We start from the raw sequence: 19336 nt of genomic DNA, 5'->3' as shown, positions 1-19336 counted from the left end.
CAAAATGTCTTTAGTGTAATCATATGTTTTAAAAAAAAATTAACGGTTGTAGACCCTATATTTAGTCAGTATCTGCCTAAATTCTACTTTTTAAAATCAAACGATAATTACGACTACATTTTTCTTCCTTTTTTCAATATCTATTTAAAAGATCACTATAGCTCTTCGGTATTGGATCATTAGGTCAGGTTACAAGGCTAGAACTGAAAATTTGTTACCGGGAAAGATAATAGCCAATCGACATTAAAATTATTATTTAATCCAAGAATACTTATTATTATGAAAAACATGGATAATCCAGAAAACCTGGCTCAGTGTCCTTTTAGAGGAACCAGAGTTGGCGGAGCGATGGGAAAATCACCGCAACTTGACGACTGGTGGCCTAACCGATTACAGGTAGAGTTACTTCACCAGGAACAACCGGTAGCAAACCCGTTGAGCGATGAAAATTATAAGGAAGCTTTCAATAAAATTGATCTTCAGGAATTAAAGAAAGATATAAAAGCAATGCTGGTGGACTCCAAAGACTGGTGGCCGGCAGATTATAATAACTATGGCCCTCAAATGATTCGAATGGCCTGGCATTCTGCCGGGACTTATCGTATTGCAGATGGTCGTGGAGGAGCAGGGCAGGCACTGCAACGTTTCGGTCCTATTAATTCCTGGTGGGACAACGGAAATATCGATAAATCCAGAAGACTACTTTGGCCTATAAAACAAAAATACGGAGCTTCTCTTTCCTGGGCAGATCTTATTGTACTTACCGGAAACTGTGCTTTGGAGATCATGAATTTCCCAACATTCGGTTTTGGAGGTGGGCGTCGTGATGCCTGGGAGCCCGATCGCAGCACTTATTGGGGACCTGAATTCTGGAACGGTAAGCCTTTTAAAGAATCTAAAGTTGGGGAGTATTATGACGGGCACCCTGAGGAGATGGTAACCCAGAATTTACGCTGGAAAGGAGAACCATCAGATCCGAACCGTGACCTGGAGAACCCATTGGCCGCAACACACCAGGCTCTGATCTATGTAAATCCTGAAGGTCCCGGCGGAAACGGCGAACCTAAGGACTCTGCAATGGCCATTCGTGAATCTTTTAAGCGTATGGCGATGAACGATGAGGAAACCGTTGCATTGATCGCAGGTGGACATGCCTTCGGAAAAAGCCATGGAATGGCGAGCGCAGATAAAATTGGTCCTGCTCCAGAAGCAGCACCAATGCAGGCTATGGGTATGGGCTGGCAAAATTCTGAAGGAACCGGCTTTGGAAAATACACCATGACCAACGGAATTGAAGGTTCCTGGACGCCCGACCCTACAAGCTGGGATAATAATTACCTCATAAATCTTTTCAAATTTGAATGGGAAAAGACTGAAAGTCCTGCCGGAGCAATTCAATGGACTCCCAAGGATCCAAATGCTCCCAAAACACCGGATGCTCATGAGGAAGGAAAGATGAACGACTTGATGATGATGACCTCAGATATTGCTCTAAAAGTAGATCCTGCTTATAATGAAATCTGTCAAAAATTCCTGAATGACTTTGAGTATTTCACCAACGCCTTTTCAAAAGCCTGGTATAAATTGACTCATAGAGACATGGGTCCAAAAGATCGTTACCTGGGGCCGGAAGTTCCAGAAGAGGATTTAATATGGCAGGATCCGGTACCAAAAAGAGATTTCGATCTTATTGAGGAAGCAGAAATCACCAGCCTAAAACAAAATATTCTGGACAGCGGCCTCTCGGTTTCGGCATTGGTTTCAGCAGCCTGGTCTTCTGCAGCTATTTATCGTGATTCAGATAAGCGTGGAGGAGCCAATGGTGCTCGTATCGCGTTGGAGCCACAAAATAATTGGGATCTAAACAGACCTGATGAACTCAATAAAGTTTTGTCAACGCTAAGATCGATCAAAGATGATTTCAACGGAAACCAGTCTGGAAACAAAAGGGTTTCCCTGGCAGACCTTGTAGTGCTTGGCGGTTGTGCAGCTATCGAAAAGGCATCCAAAGATGGTGGCTTCGACGTAAATGTACCTTTTACTCCAGGCCGTACAGATGCCATTGCAGAGCAGACCGACGTGGAAAGTTTTGACTGGCTGAAACCAGTTTCAGATGGTTTTAAAAATTATCACAATGATAAAGTGGGTTACAACATACCTGCTGAAAGAATCTTCCTGGATCGCGCACAGCTACTTACGCTAAATGCACCGGAATGGACTGTTCTAACTGCCGGCCTTAGAGTTTTGGATCAAAATTTTGATCACTCCAAACACGGAGTTTTTACTGATCGTCCTGGAACTTTAAGCACCGATTTCTTCAAGGTTCTTTTAAGTATGGACTATGAATGGGTTCCTCAGAACGACAGGGAAATGCTTTTTGACATTAGAGATCGAGAGACCGGAAATATTAAATATACAGCGACCCGTTGCGACCTGATTTTTGGTTCTAATGCACAACTGCGAAATATCGCCGAAGTATACGGCGCTGATGATGGAAAAGAACGATTTATTAAAGATTTTGTGAAAGCATGGGATAAAGTGATGATGCTGGATAGATACGACGTTAAAGACGATTAAACTTCATTCAGCTTATATTCAAAACCCGATATTATCAATGATAGTATCGGGTTTTTTATATCAGTTAAGAACTTATTCTCCAGGTTAGGCGATAGGCCATAAAAAGGATTATTAAGCGTTTATTCCTGTTAGTATAGAAATATCAATAAGCACTTTAATATAATTGGACTCCAATACATTAGGTTTGAAATCGAGGTTTCTAGCAGCTGCCTTTTCTTTCTATCCTTTAGTTATCGGAAGATTGTTTATTAAGATTTTTAAAACTCCACTCCACTTCGCCCAGATCTATTTTATTAATATAATTCATCTCCAGATAAGTATAGATATTAGGCACACCAACGTGAAGCGTAATTTCATAGCCTCCCATCGTTTCTTCTTCAAGGTTTTTCCTGCCGCCATATTGGATCTCTTCCTGAATATGTTGGTATTGTTCTTCGGAAAGTTTTATTTCTAATGTTCGCATCGCTTTTATTTTGTACTGCAATAATATATCTAACTGGCGACAAAATATGGCGTCTTCTTATTTGTTTTATCCTAATGAGCTATAAAATATGGCGTCGTAAATATAATTTCCCTATTTGAGTAGTCTTTAATCAAGCTGGGTAATTGCTATATAATAAGGGTAGGAAAGCTAGTTTCACCCAATTTCTGGACGAAAATTACCTGAAATTTTTAACAAAAAGTGAACCGTGAAAATGAGCTATAATTTTCGGTAGGTGAACGTAACTCCGAAAATGCAATTTCTATTCCCTTTTTAAAATTTTTTCTCTTCAAAATTGTCCAAACTCCTCAATTTCAGCCTCATTTACGTCCATTTAGGAATGGTGTTAAATTTTCTCGTAGTCAGGTGGAACTAGTGAAATTATTTTCTTAAAGCTACTCAAATTTGTATTAGAAGTCAAATCAACAAAATCCCGCCGTGTAAAAAGTATAACCATCGGTGGGATTTTAAACTAAAACCATTTTAAAAATGCCAAAAGAAATAATTACCACCGATGATCTAATGAATTTTAAGCTAGAGTTATTTGAGGAGCTTAAAAAATTACTGAGAGAGCATTCAACCGGAATCCATAAAAGGTATTTGAAATCTTCTGAAGTGAGAAAACTGCTAGATATTAGTTGGGGAACTTTACAGAATATCCGAATAAATGGGAATCTTCCTTACACAAAAATAGGGGGTACCGTCTTTTATGACTGGGAAGACGTGCAACGATTAATGGAGAAGTATAAGATAGATAACAGTGATTAATATGAATTACATAAAACATCTTACCGAGGTTTTCTATCGATTTAATGAAGACAAACGGTTAAATCCCTCACACGTAAGTATTTACTATGCTTTATTCCAGTATTGGAATGTATTTAGGTTTTGTAAACAATTCTATATACAAAGGCAGGAAATTATGGAAGCTTCAAAGGTTGGTTCGCTTTCAACTTACCATAAATGCATTAGAGAATTAAGTGATTGGAATTACATTTTGTACTTGCCTTCTAAAAACCCCTTAAAGGGTAGCCAGGTTAAGATGTCCATTTTTTGGACTAGTGAGGAACAAGCAGAAGATGAGCATTCAATTTGTAGTGTAGATGATCTGGATAAGTTTGAAACTTTTTTAGAACAGGTTGCAGAAGAGTCCGGTAAGAGTAGCGAAATAGCTTCGGTATATGAAATAAACAATATTAAACATATTAAACAGAATAAAACTTATTGGCCAAAAAGTGAATTTGAAGTTTTAAAATATTTTAAAGAAAAAGGTTGGCCAGATAATGAAGCTTCTAAATTCTATCTACACTACGAAGCTGTAGGTTGGAAAATTAATCGCGATACCCCAGTAGTAAACTGGCAGACTTTAGCACATCGGTGGATGAAAAAATCTAAAGAGATTCAGCAGAATTTAAAAATGAAAAATCCTGATTATTTAAAAATTAAAAAAGAAAAGAACTATGGAAAACCCTTGTGAAATAATAGAAGGCGGAGTGGTTTATAAGATTGGAAAATTTAGAGGAAAAGAAGTATTTTATGATTTTCCACTGATGCTAGAATATCTCCAGGTAAAAGGCAAGATGCTCTTTGGAAAAGAATTTCAGCTGTACAGAAAAGATGAAAAATTACTTTTCAAACTTTGTAATTACATCATTGCGGATAAGGAAAAATGCCAGGAATTCGATCTTGATCCTGCAAAAGGAATTTTACTAACCGGGCCTGTGGGTTGTGGAAAAACAAGCTTTCTTAAGCTGTTACGATACCTGGTGCCCCACCAAAAAGAATATCAGGTTATTCCCTGCAGAAATATTGCTTTTGCTTTTCACCATTTAGGGTTTAAAACAATTGAAGATTATGGAAATAGCAGTTATTTATGCTTTGATGACCTTGGTGTTGAACCGGCAGGAAGGTTCTATGGTCAGGATTGCAATGTGATGGGAGAAATTCTACTTTCCCGATATGAATTGTTTCTTAGTCATAAAATAAGAACTCACGCTACAACAAATTTAGATTCCGATGAACTTGAAGAGCGCTATGGATCGAGGGTAAAAAGCAGAATGCGCCAGCTTTTTAATTTGGTCACTTTTGATGAAAAAACTGCCGATAAAAGAAAATAGCTTGATAGTTAATTTTCAGTATGTACCTTCAGAACCTAATTACTCCTTTCCCAATTGTGAACCTATAAAAGGTATTCTAGGAGCTAAAAAATAACCTGTGAGACTTGCAAATAAGATTGGGATAATATGACCAAAGCCTGTTAAGGTAGCCAGTAAAATGGTTGTACTCATTGGTGTTCGAGTTACACAAGCATTTATTGCCGCCATACAACTTACAATCGCTAAAGACAGGTTAATAGACGGAAATAGATGATGGATAATTATTCCTAAAGTTGTACCAACAAAAAATAGTGGAATAATGAATCCACCTCTCCATCCCGAGGTAACGGTTATTGAAATAGCTATGATCTTAAAAACTAAAATTGCAAACAATAAACTTAATGAGAAATTTCCTGTAAGTAACTCGTTGATCTCATGATGTCCAAAGTATCTTGTTAGTGGTAAATAAAAGGCTATGATACCAAGTAAGATCCCGCCAATTAATGTTTTGATATAGATAGGAAGTGGTTTTTTTTCAAAAAGTGATTTGAAAAATTTGGTGCAAAAAATAAACGCCCATCCAAAAGCAGCCCCAATTACTGCGAATAAAACTGCATAAGCGAAATCAAAAATTCCTGAGTATTGATAAGCAGATAGATCCCAAATAGGACCAAGACCCAAATGAATAATTAAGGCAAAAACCAAATAACTAAAACAACTTGCTACAAATGCAGGAATTATGGCTTTGTAATATTCTACTGCGTGCTTGTGATGAAGTATTTCTAAAGAAAATAAACTACCGCCTAAAGGTGCTCCAAATAAAGCAGTAAACCCTGAAGCCATTCCTGCGATACTTAAAGACCTTAGTTCTTCGCCCTTGAGCCGAAATAATTTTCCTAACCAGGTACCTGTTGACCCTGTAACTTGTACCAAAGGTGCTTCTGGTCCCAGACTTCCACCTGATGCAACACACAAAAGGGAGGAAAGCACCATTGAAGGATTATTTTTTGGGTCAAGTTTTCCCTTATTAAATCGAATATTATTTACAATCAAATGTATTTCTCCTGGGTCTCCTATGAAATGAATTATCAACCCGGCTAAAAGTCCACTAATGGCCATTACAGGAATTACCTGCCAACCATTAAAAAATGCTAATTGATGAGTTAGAAATTCAAGTCCAACCCAATAAACTCCAGCTATTACACCACCAATCAATCCAAGTAAAGCCCATAGTAAAAAAGCTCGACTGAAAACGAAAGGATTGAATCGGACAGGATGGTCTAAAATATTTAAATACTTTAATAATTTTTTCTTCTGTTTTAAATTCATCTTTTCAGGAACCTATAATGTAATATTTACTTAAGACAATTAATTTTTGCTTTGCAAAGCTAATATTTTAAATATTTGTGAATGGAATATTAGAGATTCTAAAACAGCTAAAGTGGGGTTTACTTTATTCTTTTCCATATCCCTGGTTATTGCGAACACTGCATTAATTCTTTTTTTGATAAGGTTTTCCAGAGTCTCCATTTTTAGACCCATCATTTCAGTGGACGAAATACTATTCATTTCAAAAAAAAATCAACCATCGATAATAGTGTCATTGATTGAGATTTAGATAAAGACCTGCTGAACTGTCTAAATTTTTTGGCTACGGAAGTCTTGATCTTAAGAGTCTCGAACTAGTCTTTTCTATATTCTTCATCCATTTTTTAGTAATATTTCTGCCATTTCTCAATGGTTTTCAAAGGTTTTTAGTAATAAAACAACTTCTTTTTAAATTGAACCCTTGAATAAAATTGTTTAAGTAACTAATAAACAGTTATTTGTATTTTAAAAGGTAGTTCTTAACGGGGCTCTGCCCGTTACCCTCTTGCTCTACCTTTTCGTCCCGCAGGGACAAAAAAGTTGACTATTAAAATGAATTTAATAGCCTTTTAAATGTTAAAAACTGAATTCTGTTTTTTATGATTTGAAAAGAAAATCTTTAAAGTTTAATATAGAAAAATAATCAAATAATTGAGATTTATATAAACTATGGTTTAGCTCGATTTTATATTTTATTACTTCATAATTGCTTTTTGAGCTTTTTTGAAGTGATTTACTTATTGTATCCTGAGCGTTTTCCTTTTTCGATTTTTTAATTCCGATTCCTTTTTATGGATTTTGTATGATTTCATTTTGTCGATATTAGATTTACTTCCCGCAGAGCCTTCACTGTTACCTTTTTCTGATGCTGATCCATTTTCAAGGTTTAGAATTAGGGAGGACTTATAAAAAGGGAGCAAAGCAACCGGCTTTATGCAGTCCGGACTAACTTTTAAATCTTGGTATTTTGCATTACAGAAAAAGGTAAAGGCAGTAAAGGCCGGGAATATTATATATAAGGAAATGGAAGAGTAGAGAAGGAGCAGGAAGCAGAATGTAAAGAATGATGGGTATGGTAACCCTTAAAATATGAATTTTATTTACACACTTAAAAACCTGGATGCTTAGAAATTTTTAATTTTTGTAATCAATACTAGGGTAAATATAAAAGTAAAGAGTAGGAATAATATAGTAAGCTGATTGTCTAGCCAAATCGAATAGTAAAAATTCTTGTGCAGGTATAAAGATGAGCCCAGTGCAAGCAGGATGCATAGAGCCAGTATTTTATATATTTTTAATTGCATAATAACTCTTATGGAAAACGTATAATGCTAAGTCCAAATTATATACCTGTATTTAAAGATACTTATTAAGTAAGAGTGTATGTTTCTTATTTACAGTTATTTAAATTCTTATATAATAATTTACGATTTTTTTTAAGTGGGGCGAATTGTACCAGGTGGAGAGAAATTTACCAATATGGGAAATGCAGGTTTTTGCTAATTGCCTATTAATATAGAAAAGATTCAACTGCTTTAAATTTGACGGTATTCTTTTGATTAATGTAGAGGCTATAGTCGTTTTTACTTCTGTATTAATTTAAGAAATGAGCTTAAATTAATGGTTGATATTAATCTTAAAATAGCGTAAGTGATGTCCGGTAGTTCTTCGGATAGGCAATTGGAAGAATAGGCAAGGAGCAGAAAATAGAATTATATTAAGAAATTCAATCTGGCGGACTTCCTCGAAAAATTTCGAACTTTAATGGAGTGTTCCGATTTTTCATCGAACTAGCGCAATAAAAGTTGAAATTTGCGAAGGTGTCCAGGACCATAGTAGTGAAACGTCTTTACCGAAATGAAGCTTTTGCGAAATGTAGTGGAAATGCGCTGAACGGATATTATCATATATGCGATAGTTTACTTAACCAATTTTTACGTGAATGTCCTATATATAGGAATTTACTTTGAAGAACATATAGGAATATCTAAACTTAAAAATCTTTAAAATTTAAACGTTCATTCCAATTCCTTCTTGATGAGTATATTCTAGGAATACGATTTTTTAAATTCATAGGTCTATGCTTTAATTGTCAGTATATTAGGTAGATGATTCTAAGCCTAAATCAAAAAGAAGTCTTAAATTTATACTAACCATTAATTTATTGGTAATGAAAATCTTTAGAAATATTCGCCAAAGACTACTTACAAAAAATAAGTATAGCAAGTATTTTCTTTATGCGATTGGCGAAATAGTACTTCTTGTTATTGGGATCTTAATTGCCTTACAAATCAACAATTGGAACCAGACCAGGAAAGATAACCTGGCCTTAAATGAGTATTTAGGCAAAATAAAAGTTCATACCTTGGAAGATCTGCGCATTCTAGATACATTATCTAAGTATAGAACACAAACAGCCACACAATGTAAAAAGGCTCGAATACGCATATTAGATAAAACAGAAGATGAGGACTTACTTTTATTGATGTCTTGCGGCGTTGCCTTTGCAGATTATTACTTCAAACCTAATACCGGCGGATATGAAGCATTAAAAAATTCAGCCTATTTTGGAAAGATCAATAATACCCCTTTAGATTCTCTTTTGATCAACTACCACAGTATTATAGAGGACATAGCGGAGAATGAAAAAAGTTATAACGACTACGTAGTAAATCAGGAGACCTATCTTTCTACCCAATTCGATACCTCTTTAATTCTGGCTTCAGCTTTCCTTCCCCAGGACTCCCTCAAAATAAGAGCTACACCCCAATCTGAGTATTACCAGGTCTTTTCAGAATATACTGCATCTGCTCCTTACCGAAATGTTATTAGCTTAGCCGCCTTTCAGTTAGAAACTATGGTTTATCAGTATAGTCAACTAAAAAAAGTAGGTCAGGGGGTACTAAATGAAATAGATGCACAAACCAAGGATTAACTTTCTTATTTTGCATTCGAAAACCTATTTAGTAAATCATAGCAAAGTTTAAGGAGTAATTATCGAATGGCATGGCTAAAAAAAGAGTAAAACGAATACTTAGAATAGTATTAATAGTTGCAAGTATATCCTCTTTATGGTTTGTTCCCTGGATTTTAGTAAAAGCCTGGATTTTACCGCTTCCTAATACAGTACAGGAGCAACTGGAAGAAGGAATTGATCATGGATTTGATGGAATGATCGTGTATGTGGACCATGCAGGAAAACCTCCGGAATTTTATGCGGCAGGCTGGCACAATCGAGAGGAGAAAATACCTGCCTATCCGCAAGCCTTGTTTAAAATCGCTAGCATTACCAAGCTCTATGTTGCTGTGGCTACCGCAAAATTAGTCAAAGCAGAACGTTTGTCTTTGGATAAAACACTCGCTGATTACTTTCCAGAACTTGCAGGAAGAATTGAAAATTCAGAAGAAATAACTTTGAGAATGATGTTGCAACATAGGAGTGGTATTCCAAATTTTGTAGATCATCCCGACTTCTGGATAGAACCTCCAGAAAGTAGACAGGAAACACTTGAATACGCATTAGATTTACCGGCTAATTTTGAACCTGGAGAAGATTATGGATACTCCAATACTAACTATATGTTGATCGAAGATCTAATTGATAAAACACTGGGATACTCAAATCAACAATTTATCAAAGAAGAAATTTTGATACCTCTAGGATTAAAAAACACTTTTGGTTCGCTTCAAGAAGTGGATATCGATAAGGTTATGAGTGGCTATTATGTTGGAATTGATCAAGATTTTAAGTTTGAAGATACAGGTCTAATGCTGGCAACAGCAGAGGATGTGGGTATTTTTATAAGATCATTAAACGATGGTTCGGTGTTTAAGGAAGGAGAACAGGAAATTTATTCCTCTGTTTACGTTTACAATCATACAGGACTAATCCCTGGTTATCAAAGTATAGCGGAATACCACGAAGATATTGATACAGTTGTTATACAATTTAATAATACAACTAATTTCAATGGATATGACTGGAATTTAGCGGAAATTATTTATAATAGAATTGTGAAAATAGTGAAGAAAAAAGAATAGTCGAAAATTTAAAAAAATATATTAATTTTATTAGGTAAGATGCTATACTGCAATAGTTTAATTTCTTTTCTCAATGCTAGACTTAGGGAATTTTTAAAATTTAATATGTTGAAATGGAAGCAAGAAGATTATCAATAATTACCGGTTTAAGTTATTGGATAATTTTTTTTGCTGCCATATTCGCCAATTTTTTTGTTCTTGAAGCTATCATTGAATCGCCTCTTGAAACCGTTCAGAATAGCGCTTTAATAGTCAGATTTGGCATACTGGCATTCCTGATCACTGTTGTATTTGACGTCGTAGTTGCCTGGGGGCTTTACAAGTTATATCAAAGAAATCTCTGGACCGGTTTAAGTATATTTTTCAGGATGATGCATGCTGCCATTATGGGTGTAGCCATATTTGCGCTTCCAATTGCACTAAAATCTACCACAGAAACTGAAATTTTAAGACAAGTTGATATTTTTAATACCATCTGGCTAATTGGTTTATTCTTTTTCGGAATACACCTGATCCTTTTAGGCATAATTATCAAGAAACCATTGATTATTGCAATTTTTCTTACGCTTGCAGGAATAATGTATATGCTTGATACTACTGCACATTTTTTAATTTCTAATTATAGCGATTATCAATCCACATTTTTAATACTGGTCGCTATTCCCAGTATTATTGGCGAAATGTCGTTTGCCATTTGGCTCATATTAAAAGGAGGTAAGAATTCCACTGAAATTTAAAAGGATGATAAGATTTTTCAGAAAGATCAGGTTGAATTTATTGTCAGAGAAAAAGTTCACCAAATACTTATTCTATGCCCTGGGAGAGATCATCCTGGTGGTAATTGGGATTTTGATAGCGCTGGCGATCAATAATGCTAATCAAAACCGAATAAACAAAAATTATGAACACACATATTTACTTGGTTTAGAACAAGAATTTGAAACCAGTAGAATGAAGTTAAAAGAATTGATCGCAGTAAATAAAAGCAATGCTAATAATTCCAGGAAAATATTGCAATACATAACCTATAAAAATGAAACTCCAACTGAAGTAGTGTTTTCAAATCTTTTGTATAATACTTTCTCTAATGATATCGCATTTAATCCAAATAATTCACTCCTGAATGAAATGATCAATTCCGGTAATCTTAAGAACCTTTCGAATACTGAATTAAGGAGGCAACTAACTAACTGGCTGTCTACCATGGAAGATATTTCAAGACAGGAGAAGGAATTAAGTGTTCAAAGGGAAAAGGTCCTGGACATGTTCAGAACAGATAAGAGCAGTCTTAGAACAATTTTAGAACAAACAAGCGTGTATGATCAGATCGGTTTACCTCAAAGTGAAAATGAGATTAGCAATTTACATTTATTAAACTCTACAGCATTTGAAAACAATATTCTGATGTTTATTTTCACAAGTTACGCGACCGAGCGGGCACATTACTTACCTACGATGCAAGACCTGGAATCTATTTTACATTTGATCAGAAAAGAAATAAAAGAATGAAAATCAATTCTGGTAATATTCTGTTTTAATTCGTATGCCCAGTATAGGATTGTATTCTTAGAATCAAAATATAGATTATTTTAGATGCTATTATTCCAGTTATAAAAAAAACCTAACACTCCCATATATGGAGTGTTAGATTTTTTTAAAGTCTCATTTATTGAAGGTTAATACTTAACCTGGCGAATAGAAACCTTCCTGAAAAACCAAACTGCTGTGCGCTTCGAGACCAATCGAACCTTCCGCTGCTACGGTTGTCAAAAGCAGGATCTGCTGCTTCAGGGTAGATATCAAAGATGTTATTAGATCCAAGTGTTAAGGTTAAGGCATCAGTTGCTTTAAACCCTACAGAAAGATCGGTTATCACTTTGCCATCAAAAACCTGTTGACGGGTTGGGTCTGAAACCGCTTCAGTCACTTTTCCGAAGTAAACATTTCTAAGGAAAAAATTGAATTTTCCGGCGATAAGACTATTGCTTAAGTTAAGTTTTGTTCTTGGCACCGCTTCTTCTAAATATATACGGCTGTCTTCTGGGAAATACGTATCTACTAAACCTGCTCGCTCCAATTCTGGAGAAGCCTGGATATCTCCAACTTGTTGTGTTTTAGAAAAAGTAGCAGCAAGATCTGATTTCAAACGAAGGTTTTCACCCAGAACAGTATTATGGGTAATTACCGCATCTATCCCTTTTGATTCTGTATCTATAGCGTTTGCAAAAAATGCAGCTGCTGTGGCATTAGCCTGGGATAGCAACTGGTCTAATTCTGTACCTGTCCCGGGACCCCTAAACTGGCCAGTATAAACAACCCTATCATCTATAGCTACAAAATAACCATCTACGGTAAAAGAGAGGTTTGCTTCAGGGATTTTTGCGGTTATCCCAACACTTACACTCCTGGAAGTTTCTTCTTTTAATTCTGGGATGCCCAACAATTGTGCTGCACGGCTATCGTTAGAGAATGTTCCCACTTCTACCGGAACACCTTCATCATTAAAAATGGTAGAGGTAGAATTAAAATTAAGTTGGTGTAGGGAAGGAGCTCTAAAACCAGTGTTAGCCGCAGCTCTAATATTTACATTCTCACTAAGTTTGTAGCGGGAGGCCAGCTTAAAATTTAAAGTAGAACCAAAATCTGAATAGTTCTCAAATCGGGAAGCAAAAGTTAATAGAAATTTATCGGTGAAATCGGCTTCTATATCAAAATAACCTGCGACACTGCTTCGTTCCCGGGAAACTTCGTTTTGCGGACTAAATCCCGGAAAAACCTGAGAACCTCCTGCCCTTGAATTTCCGAAGAAATCCTGTGCTGGAATTTGATCGGCACTTGTGATTACCTGGCCGTCTTCGGTATACTGCTCATAAGAGGCTCTTTCTCCTGCCGTGATCTCATATTTTTCCCAGCGATGTTCTGCACCAAAAGCTATGTTAAGACCTTCAAATACATTTTCATAAAATTGAGAAACATCGAGGTTGGTGGTGTTCTGGGCAAATGAAAATCCTCCGGCATCGAAGCTGGTTGCAGAAGCTCCTTCTAAAGAAGCATTGGAGGTATTTGAAATTAAATAATCAAACCTGTTTTTTCCGAAAGTATTACTGAAATCAACACTCCAGTCACCAACCATTCCCTTAATCCCAACTGCCAGGGATTGATCTTTGATTTTTGAATTTATACGCGGAAGAAATCCATCAATATAAATAGGAGTATAGGTTCGGCTTTGATTAGGTAACCGGTAGAATCCTGCAGATTCTCCTCTTCTTGAACTAATTCCAGCAAAAGAATATAGTTCGGTTCCATTTTCATCTAGCGGAAGCGAAAGGTTAGCAAAAAAACGTCCGCCCCGAAGAGCCGATTGTCCAACCCGCATATTATAGTCACTTCGCTGCTGCCCACGTGCATCCAATTCGGCTTCGGTTACATCCATACCAAGTAGATCCTGTAAGGTAGACCTGTCTTCCGCTGTAGCGATCTGATTTTGAAATTCAGAATCAAAATAAGTAACCTGCTGTGCAAATTGCTGAATTTGGCTATTGCTTAAATTAGAAATATCTGCACCATTATTTAATCCTACGCGTTCTATGGCGTTATATGCATTAAAAATGGAACCTTCCCATTCGGCCATTCGGTTATAAGGCTCTCGATAATCAAAGTCCCCTGAGAAATTTACAAACCCTCCATTATCACCAAGATCAATTCCATAACTTGCTGCAACGTTTACAGTTTCGCCATCTATTCCACCTGTTTGTTTGTTAGCGTTTTTCGAGAAATTTGCTCCTGAAGTTACATTCAGGTTTAGCTCTCCGACTTCTTCGTTCAAAACTATGTTAATAACCCCGGCAATGGCATCAGATCCATATTGTGCAGCTGCACCATCTCTTAAAACTTCAATCCGTTGAATAGCCGCAGCGGGAATTGCATTTAGATCGGTTCCTACACTTCCACGACCAAAAGATCCATTTACATTTATTAAAGAAGAATTATGCCGCCTTTTGCCATTTATGAGCACTAATACCTGGTCTGGACCAAGACCTCTTAAAGAAGCAGGGTCAATATGGTCTGTTCCATCAGCAATAGTTTGTGTATTGGAAGAAAATGAAGGGGCTACATAATTAAGCATTTGGTTAAGATTAACCTGCGGTACTGCAGTTTGTATTTCCTGAATATCCAGCACATCTACCGGTACAGCAGATTCTGTTACGGTTCGGCTTCGGCTTCTGGAACCCACTAAAACCACTTCTCCCAAAGCGGTACCGGCAACCATTTGAACATCTATGGTCGTTTGGTCTATTTTTACTTCCCGGGCATCAAAACCTACAAAAGTAAAAACTAATGTTTGCCCAAGGGAAGCATCAATGGAATACTTTCCATCAAAATCGGTAACAGTTCCCTGGTTAGTTCCTTTAATCGCAACCGATACGCCCGGTAAAGGTTGGGATTGATCATCTACAACTGTTCCGCTAATTTCCTGTTCTTGTGAAAAAGCAAGTGTTCCCAGAAATAGAAAACAGATTAGGAAGTAATTTTTCATCATAATTCAATATTTTAGTTAATAAAGGTATGTAATTAGCCTTAAAAACTGATTAACAATGAATTACAATTCTGTATTTTAACACTTTCAATCGTTTTCGCTCAATAACCTTTAGCAGAATCGTCTCCTCTTTTATCAGCACCGCCTTCTAAACGACCATTAGGCAGAACTTTTATAGCGTCTACTTTTCCAATAATCCTGGATTCTCCTTCGTTTATATGATACCCTTTTTGTTCTAAGGAATCCAGGATGTGCGCTTCAAAACCTTTAGGTTCAAAAAGAATTTCATCAGGTAACCATTGGTGGTGAAAACGAGGGGCATCTACCGCTTCCTGCATACTCATCCCAAATTCTTTTACATTCAGAATGGTTTGTAAAACAGAAGTAATAATGGTAGAACCCCCCGGTGATCCGAGCGTGATCCATAATTCACCATTTTTCTCTACGATGGTAGGAGTCATAGAACTTAGCATTTTCTTTCCAGGTTCTATAGAATTAGCCTCTGCACCAATAAGCCCAAACATATTAGGTACCCCAGGTTTAGAGCTGAAATCGTTCATTTCATTATTCAGAAAGAAACCAAGTTCTTCTATATACATTTTAGATCCATAAGCTCCATTTAAAGTGGTGGTTACCGCAATGGCATTTCCAAATTGGTCTACTATGGAATAATGCGTGGTTTCATCACTTTCATAACCGGGAAGTTCGCCATAACTTATACTGGAAGAGGGAGTGGCCTGATCAAAACTAAAATCATCCATTCGGGAAGAAAGGTAAGCGTCACTTAGTAAAGTGTCAGCGGGAATATCTACAAAATCTGGATCGCCCAGGTAAAAGCTTCTATCAGCATAAGCTCTTCGCTCAGCTTCAGTTAAAACCTGTATGCTTTCAACCGAATTATGGCCAAATTCATCTAAAGGATAAGGTTCCAGCATCTTTAAGATTTGACCTAATACAATTCCACCACTTGATGGCGGAGGCATAGAAATAATCGTTAAGTCTTTATAGTTTACTTCTATAGGATCACGCCAATGAGTTTGATATTCCTTTAGGTCTTTCATACTCATAATACCGCCTCTTTCCTGAAGATATGCTATCATTTTCTGTCCGGTTTCTCCCCCGTAAAATTCTTCTTTCCCATTTTGCATAATACGCTCTAAGGTCTTAGCCAGCTGAAGATTTTTAATAGTATCACCGGCCTGATATGTTTTTGCAAAAATGATAGTATCTTTATTTTCCTTTAGAAACTGCTCCCTGTAATTTGCCAGGGTATTTTTTTGATTTTCGGTAACCACAAAACCTCTTTTAGCCAAAGCAATAACCGGTTCTAAAATTTCTTCTATCGGCATGGAACCAAATTTTTCGTGAGTTGCAAAAATACCGGCCACAGTGCCGGGAACGCCTACTGCAAGAGACCCATATATACTTTTTTCTGGTATCACATTTCCTTCTTCATCCTGATACATGGTTTTAGTTGCCAGTAGCGGCGCTTTCTCCCGGTAATCTAAGGAACCGGTTTCACCATCTGCTTTTCTATAAACCATAAAGCCGCCGCCTCCTAAATTTCCGGCAAAAGGATAGGAAACCGCTAAAGCCATCTCGGTAGCCACCATAGCATCAAAGGCATTACCACCTTTTTGCAAAATAGAAAGCCCTATGGAAGAAGCTTCTTCACGGGCAGAAACCACCATGGCGCTATCGGCCGTTGGCCCCAGGTTTGTATTCGTATCATTTATTGGTTTTTCTGATTTCTTACATGAAAATATAAGAAGGGAAAAAAAGATTAGAAAGTATGCTTTCATAGAATATTGAATTTTAAGTAAGACAAACAAAAGTAATCGACTTCTTTAAAAACGCAAGCCTTAACCATAACTAAGGACCACGAGTTTAGTATTGAATTAAAATTTTAAACCTGTATAGCTTAGGGAAAATAAAGCAGGTATTTATTATTTTTCTCCAACTAAAAGATTGATTTATTTTTAATAAACCATTTATAATATGATTTAATCTTAATTAAAGATATATCTATTTCTCATACTTTCTTTTGCTCAACGTGATTGATTGGATAGGAATGAAAATGTTTTATTATTAGTAATAACACATCGCCACTATATTCTGTATTGGTTTAATTTGAAAGACTTCCCTGAAAATAGGTGAACATAACTTCTAAGAACTCTTATTCAATTCACTAATTCCCCTTTAGCTGTAGCTATCCCTACCTTTTGTAATGCAAAATACTAATATTTAGAAGTTAGTCCAGGTTGCATAAGCCAGTCGTCCCTCCGTTTTTATAAACCTTCCCTAATTCTAAATATTGAAAATGTATCAGCATCAAAAAAGAAAAGCGCTCCGGATTGAATAAGTAAATCAATGTTTAAACAACCTGCAAAGAAAAGCAGGTATCTAAATTTTTTAACTATGAGAAAGCTACGAAATCAGTTACAGTTAATCGGAAACTTGGGGAATGCCTTGGAAAATAAACTTTGAAAGTGATAAAAAAAGTATGCAGTTTTTCTCTGGCTACCAATGTGTACTATCACTAGCAAGGTGAGAAAATACAATAAACCGAATGCCATTATACAATGGCTTGGGTAATTAAGCTTCCAACGTTTTTTTGGTCAAACTATTTATTAATTTAGTGTAAGTTGATTTGATGTTCAATAAACAGATGTTTAAAAATTATACCTAAAAATTGTTTCAAAATTCGGGGTTTTATAAGAAATCAATGTAATCACAATTTGGAATCTAAAAGCTATCAAGTATTTCAGTTTGATAATTATATATTAATCAGCTAGTGCCGAAATTTTAGAGAACTGAATATTCTATAATTTCATTTGTTATAATTATTTCTTCAAAGCACTCTCAACATATTAGATATCTTTTTATATTTGTTGTTAAATAAATCCTAAAAAATAATTTGACCGGCAGGTATCACGATCATCCTGTAAAACTTTATTCTATATATAAAGATAATTGGATCTTAATACCGAAAAATTAATTTAAAATTTAATGATTTTAATATTGTTTCTCGCGGCCATTTTCGGTTTCGTTTTATCTACTACGTTATTTTTTAAAAAATCTACCAATACTCTGGCAACTAGTATTTTAGGTGGTTTTTATTTTGTGTTATCGGTTTATGCCCTGCAAGCTTATATTATAGATGGCGGCTATTTACAGCATTTTAAATGGTTCTTTCTTTGGCCCTTGCTTTTATATCACCTGATTTTTATTCCAATTTATTATTATTTCAAGGTTGTATTAACAGATCAGTTAAAATGGAATAAGGCCGAATTAATTCTTTTTATTCCATTCTTAATAGGGCTTATTGACGTTGCTTATGTATATCTTCAACCGGAAGCTTTCTATAATAACATTATTTCCGAAGCTATTACTACCCCCGAAACCAGGCTTAATGTACAATACTGGCTGCTAAGCCTGGATCAACATTTGCTCATGCGACACCTTTGGCAATTAGGGGTATTAATAGTGCTTTTTCCTGAGATAAAATTCTTCATTAAAAACGGAGACAATGATGAATTAAAGAGTATTCTCAATAAATGGCTGTTGATTTTCTGGGGGATTCTAATGATAATGGCGGTGCTTGCTATTATTTATGCGCTGGAAAAAATGATGCTCGTTAATATTTTTGGTTCCTTAATATTATTAGGCGAAAATGGTGGTATCATTACTTTCTTTCTCTATATAGCACTCTTTCTAATTGGTATAATTCCAATTTATTTTCCAAGTATTCTTTATGGTTACCCACAGCAAAAAGTAAAACCTGTTGAAGAAGTTAAAACAAGAAATGAAACTGAGGTCCTAAAATTTGGTCTTGATGAACAAGAAGTAAACTTAAAATTAGAAAACTTAAAAAATAGTAAGGCTTACCTAAATCAAAATTTTAGCCTTACAGAATGTGCGAGGGAATTGAATATGCCTTCTCATCATATTTCTTACTTTCTCAAGCAACAATATGAAATGAGTTTTACGGCCTATAAAAATAGTTTACGAATGGATCACGCCAGAAATCTAATTGCTAATGGTTATCTCCAGAACAATACCATAGAGGCCTTAGCTCAAGAGTGTGGTTTTACCAGTAGAACTTCTTTTAGTAAGATCTTTAAAAGCAATTTAGATGTTAGTCCAAGCGAATACGCTTTAGTGTGCAAATAATTTTCTCACCCCTTTTTTTCTTAAAATAACACGTATCCAAATCGAATTTGAGCACTCATTCCT

General features: G+C 35.8%; 15 protein-coding genes. 9 read left to right on the top strand and 6 right to left on the bottom strand.

The annotated features are described in order from the left end of the window. The first annotated feature begins 279 nt into the window (after positions 1-279). Complete coding sequence (katG, locus tag APB85_RS13240; RefSeq protein ID WP_057481903.1) at positions 280-2577, top strand: catalase/peroxidase HPI; 2298 nt, start codon at positions 280-282, stop codon at positions 2575-2577. Between the two features lie 226 nt (positions 2578-2803). On the opposite strand, the gene APB85_RS13235 is transcribed toward katG, so the two are convergent. Next, positions 2804-3040, bottom strand: a complete 237-nt coding sequence (locus tag APB85_RS13235; RefSeq protein WP_103294471.1) for a hypothetical protein — start codon at positions 3038-3040, stop codon at positions 2804-2806. A gap of 507 nt (positions 3041-3547) precedes the next feature. Here APB85_RS13235 and APB85_RS13230 point away from each other — a divergent pair. From APB85_RS13230 to APB85_RS13220, 3 genes are read left to right on the top strand one after another with little or no spacing between them, the layout of a single operon-like run. Then, positions 3548-3826, top strand: coding sequence for a helix-turn-helix domain-containing protein (locus APB85_RS13230; protein WP_057481901.1), 279 nt, complete (start codon positions 3548-3550; stop codon positions 3824-3826). 1 nt (position 3827) lies between these two features. Next, positions 3828-4535: a hypothetical protein gene (locus APB85_RS13225; RefSeq protein WP_057481900.1), complete on the top strand. Its 708-nt coding sequence runs from the start codon at positions 3828-3830 to the stop codon at positions 4533-4535. Then, positions 4519-5175 carry a hypothetical protein gene (locus APB85_RS13220; RefSeq protein WP_057481899.1) on the top strand — a complete coding sequence of 219 codons (657 nt, stop codon included), beginning with the start codon at positions 4519-4521 and terminating at the stop codon, positions 5173-5175. The genes APB85_RS13225 and APB85_RS13220 overlap by 17 nt, the downstream gene beginning before the upstream one ends. Before the next feature lie 39 nt (positions 5176-5214). Here APB85_RS13220 and APB85_RS13215 read toward each other — a convergent pair whose 3' ends face one another. The 3 genes from APB85_RS13215 to APB85_RS17690 are packed head-to-tail and all read right to left on the bottom strand — an operon-like array spanning position 5215 to position 6821. Next, a complete protein-coding gene (locus tag APB85_RS13215; protein ID WP_057481898.1) occupies positions 5215-6483 on the bottom strand; it encodes a chloride channel protein in 1269 nt (422 codons plus the stop codon). A gap of 39 nt (positions 6484-6522) precedes the next feature. Continuing rightward, positions 6523-6684, bottom strand: coding sequence for a hypothetical protein (locus APB85_RS17695; RefSeq protein WP_394365276.1), 162 nt, complete (start codon positions 6682-6684; stop codon positions 6523-6525). Between the two features lie 35 nt (positions 6685-6719). Then, positions 6720-6821, bottom strand: coding sequence for a BfmA/BtgA family mobilization protein (locus APB85_RS17690; protein WP_373295146.1), 102 nt, complete (start codon positions 6819-6821; stop codon positions 6720-6722). Positions 6822-8692: 1871 nt separating this feature from the next. Between APB85_RS17690 and APB85_RS13210 the strand changes: the two genes are divergently transcribed. From APB85_RS13210 to APB85_RS13195, 4 genes are all read left to right on the top strand, one after another. Then, a complete protein-coding gene (locus tag APB85_RS13210) occupies positions 8693-9457 on the top strand; it encodes a DUF6090 family protein (RefSeq protein WP_057481897.1) in 765 nt (254 codons plus the stop codon). A 71-nt stretch (positions 9458-9528) separates the two neighbouring features. Beyond that, entirely contained in the window at positions 9529-10563 is a 1035-nt protein-coding gene (locus tag APB85_RS13205; RefSeq protein ID WP_057481896.1) for a serine hydrolase domain-containing protein, read from the top strand. 113 nt (positions 10564-10676) lie between these two features. Beyond that, positions 10677-11300, top strand: coding sequence for a DUF4386 domain-containing protein (locus tag APB85_RS13200; RefSeq protein WP_057481895.1), 624 nt, complete (start codon positions 10677-10679; stop codon positions 11298-11300). A gap of 4 nt (positions 11301-11304) precedes the next feature. Next, a complete protein-coding gene (locus tag APB85_RS13195) occupies positions 11305-12072 on the top strand; it encodes a DUF6090 family protein (protein WP_057481894.1) in 768 nt (255 codons plus the stop codon). A gap of 157 nt (positions 12073-12229) precedes the next feature. On the opposite strand, the gene APB85_RS13190 is transcribed toward APB85_RS13195, so the two are convergent. Together APB85_RS13190 and ggt are read right to left on the bottom strand one after the other, a co-directional pair. Beyond that, entirely contained in the window at positions 12230-15100 is a 2871-nt protein-coding gene (locus APB85_RS13190; RefSeq protein WP_057482321.1) for a TonB-dependent receptor, read from the bottom strand. 101 nt (positions 15101-15201) lie between these two features. After that, a complete protein-coding gene (ggt, locus tag APB85_RS13185) occupies positions 15202-16902 on the bottom strand; it encodes a gamma-glutamyltransferase (protein WP_057481893.1) in 1701 nt (566 codons plus the stop codon). 1207 nt (positions 16903-18109) lie between these two features. Here ggt and APB85_RS13180 point away from each other — a divergent pair. Continuing rightward, positions 18110-19273 (top strand): helix-turn-helix domain-containing protein, encoded by a 1164-nt coding sequence (locus APB85_RS13180; RefSeq protein ID WP_057481892.1) that lies wholly within the window; start codon positions 18110-18112, stop codon positions 19271-19273. The last annotated feature ends 63 nt before the right edge of the window (positions 19274-19336 follow it).

The organism is Salegentibacter mishustinae (assembly GCF_002900095.1).
Classification (GTDB): domain Bacteria; phylum Bacteroidota; class Bacteroidia; order Flavobacteriales; family Flavobacteriaceae; genus Salegentibacter; species Salegentibacter mishustinae.
Note: the sequence above shows the minus strand (reverse complement) of the source record. Positions and strands in the feature narration are given on the sequence as shown.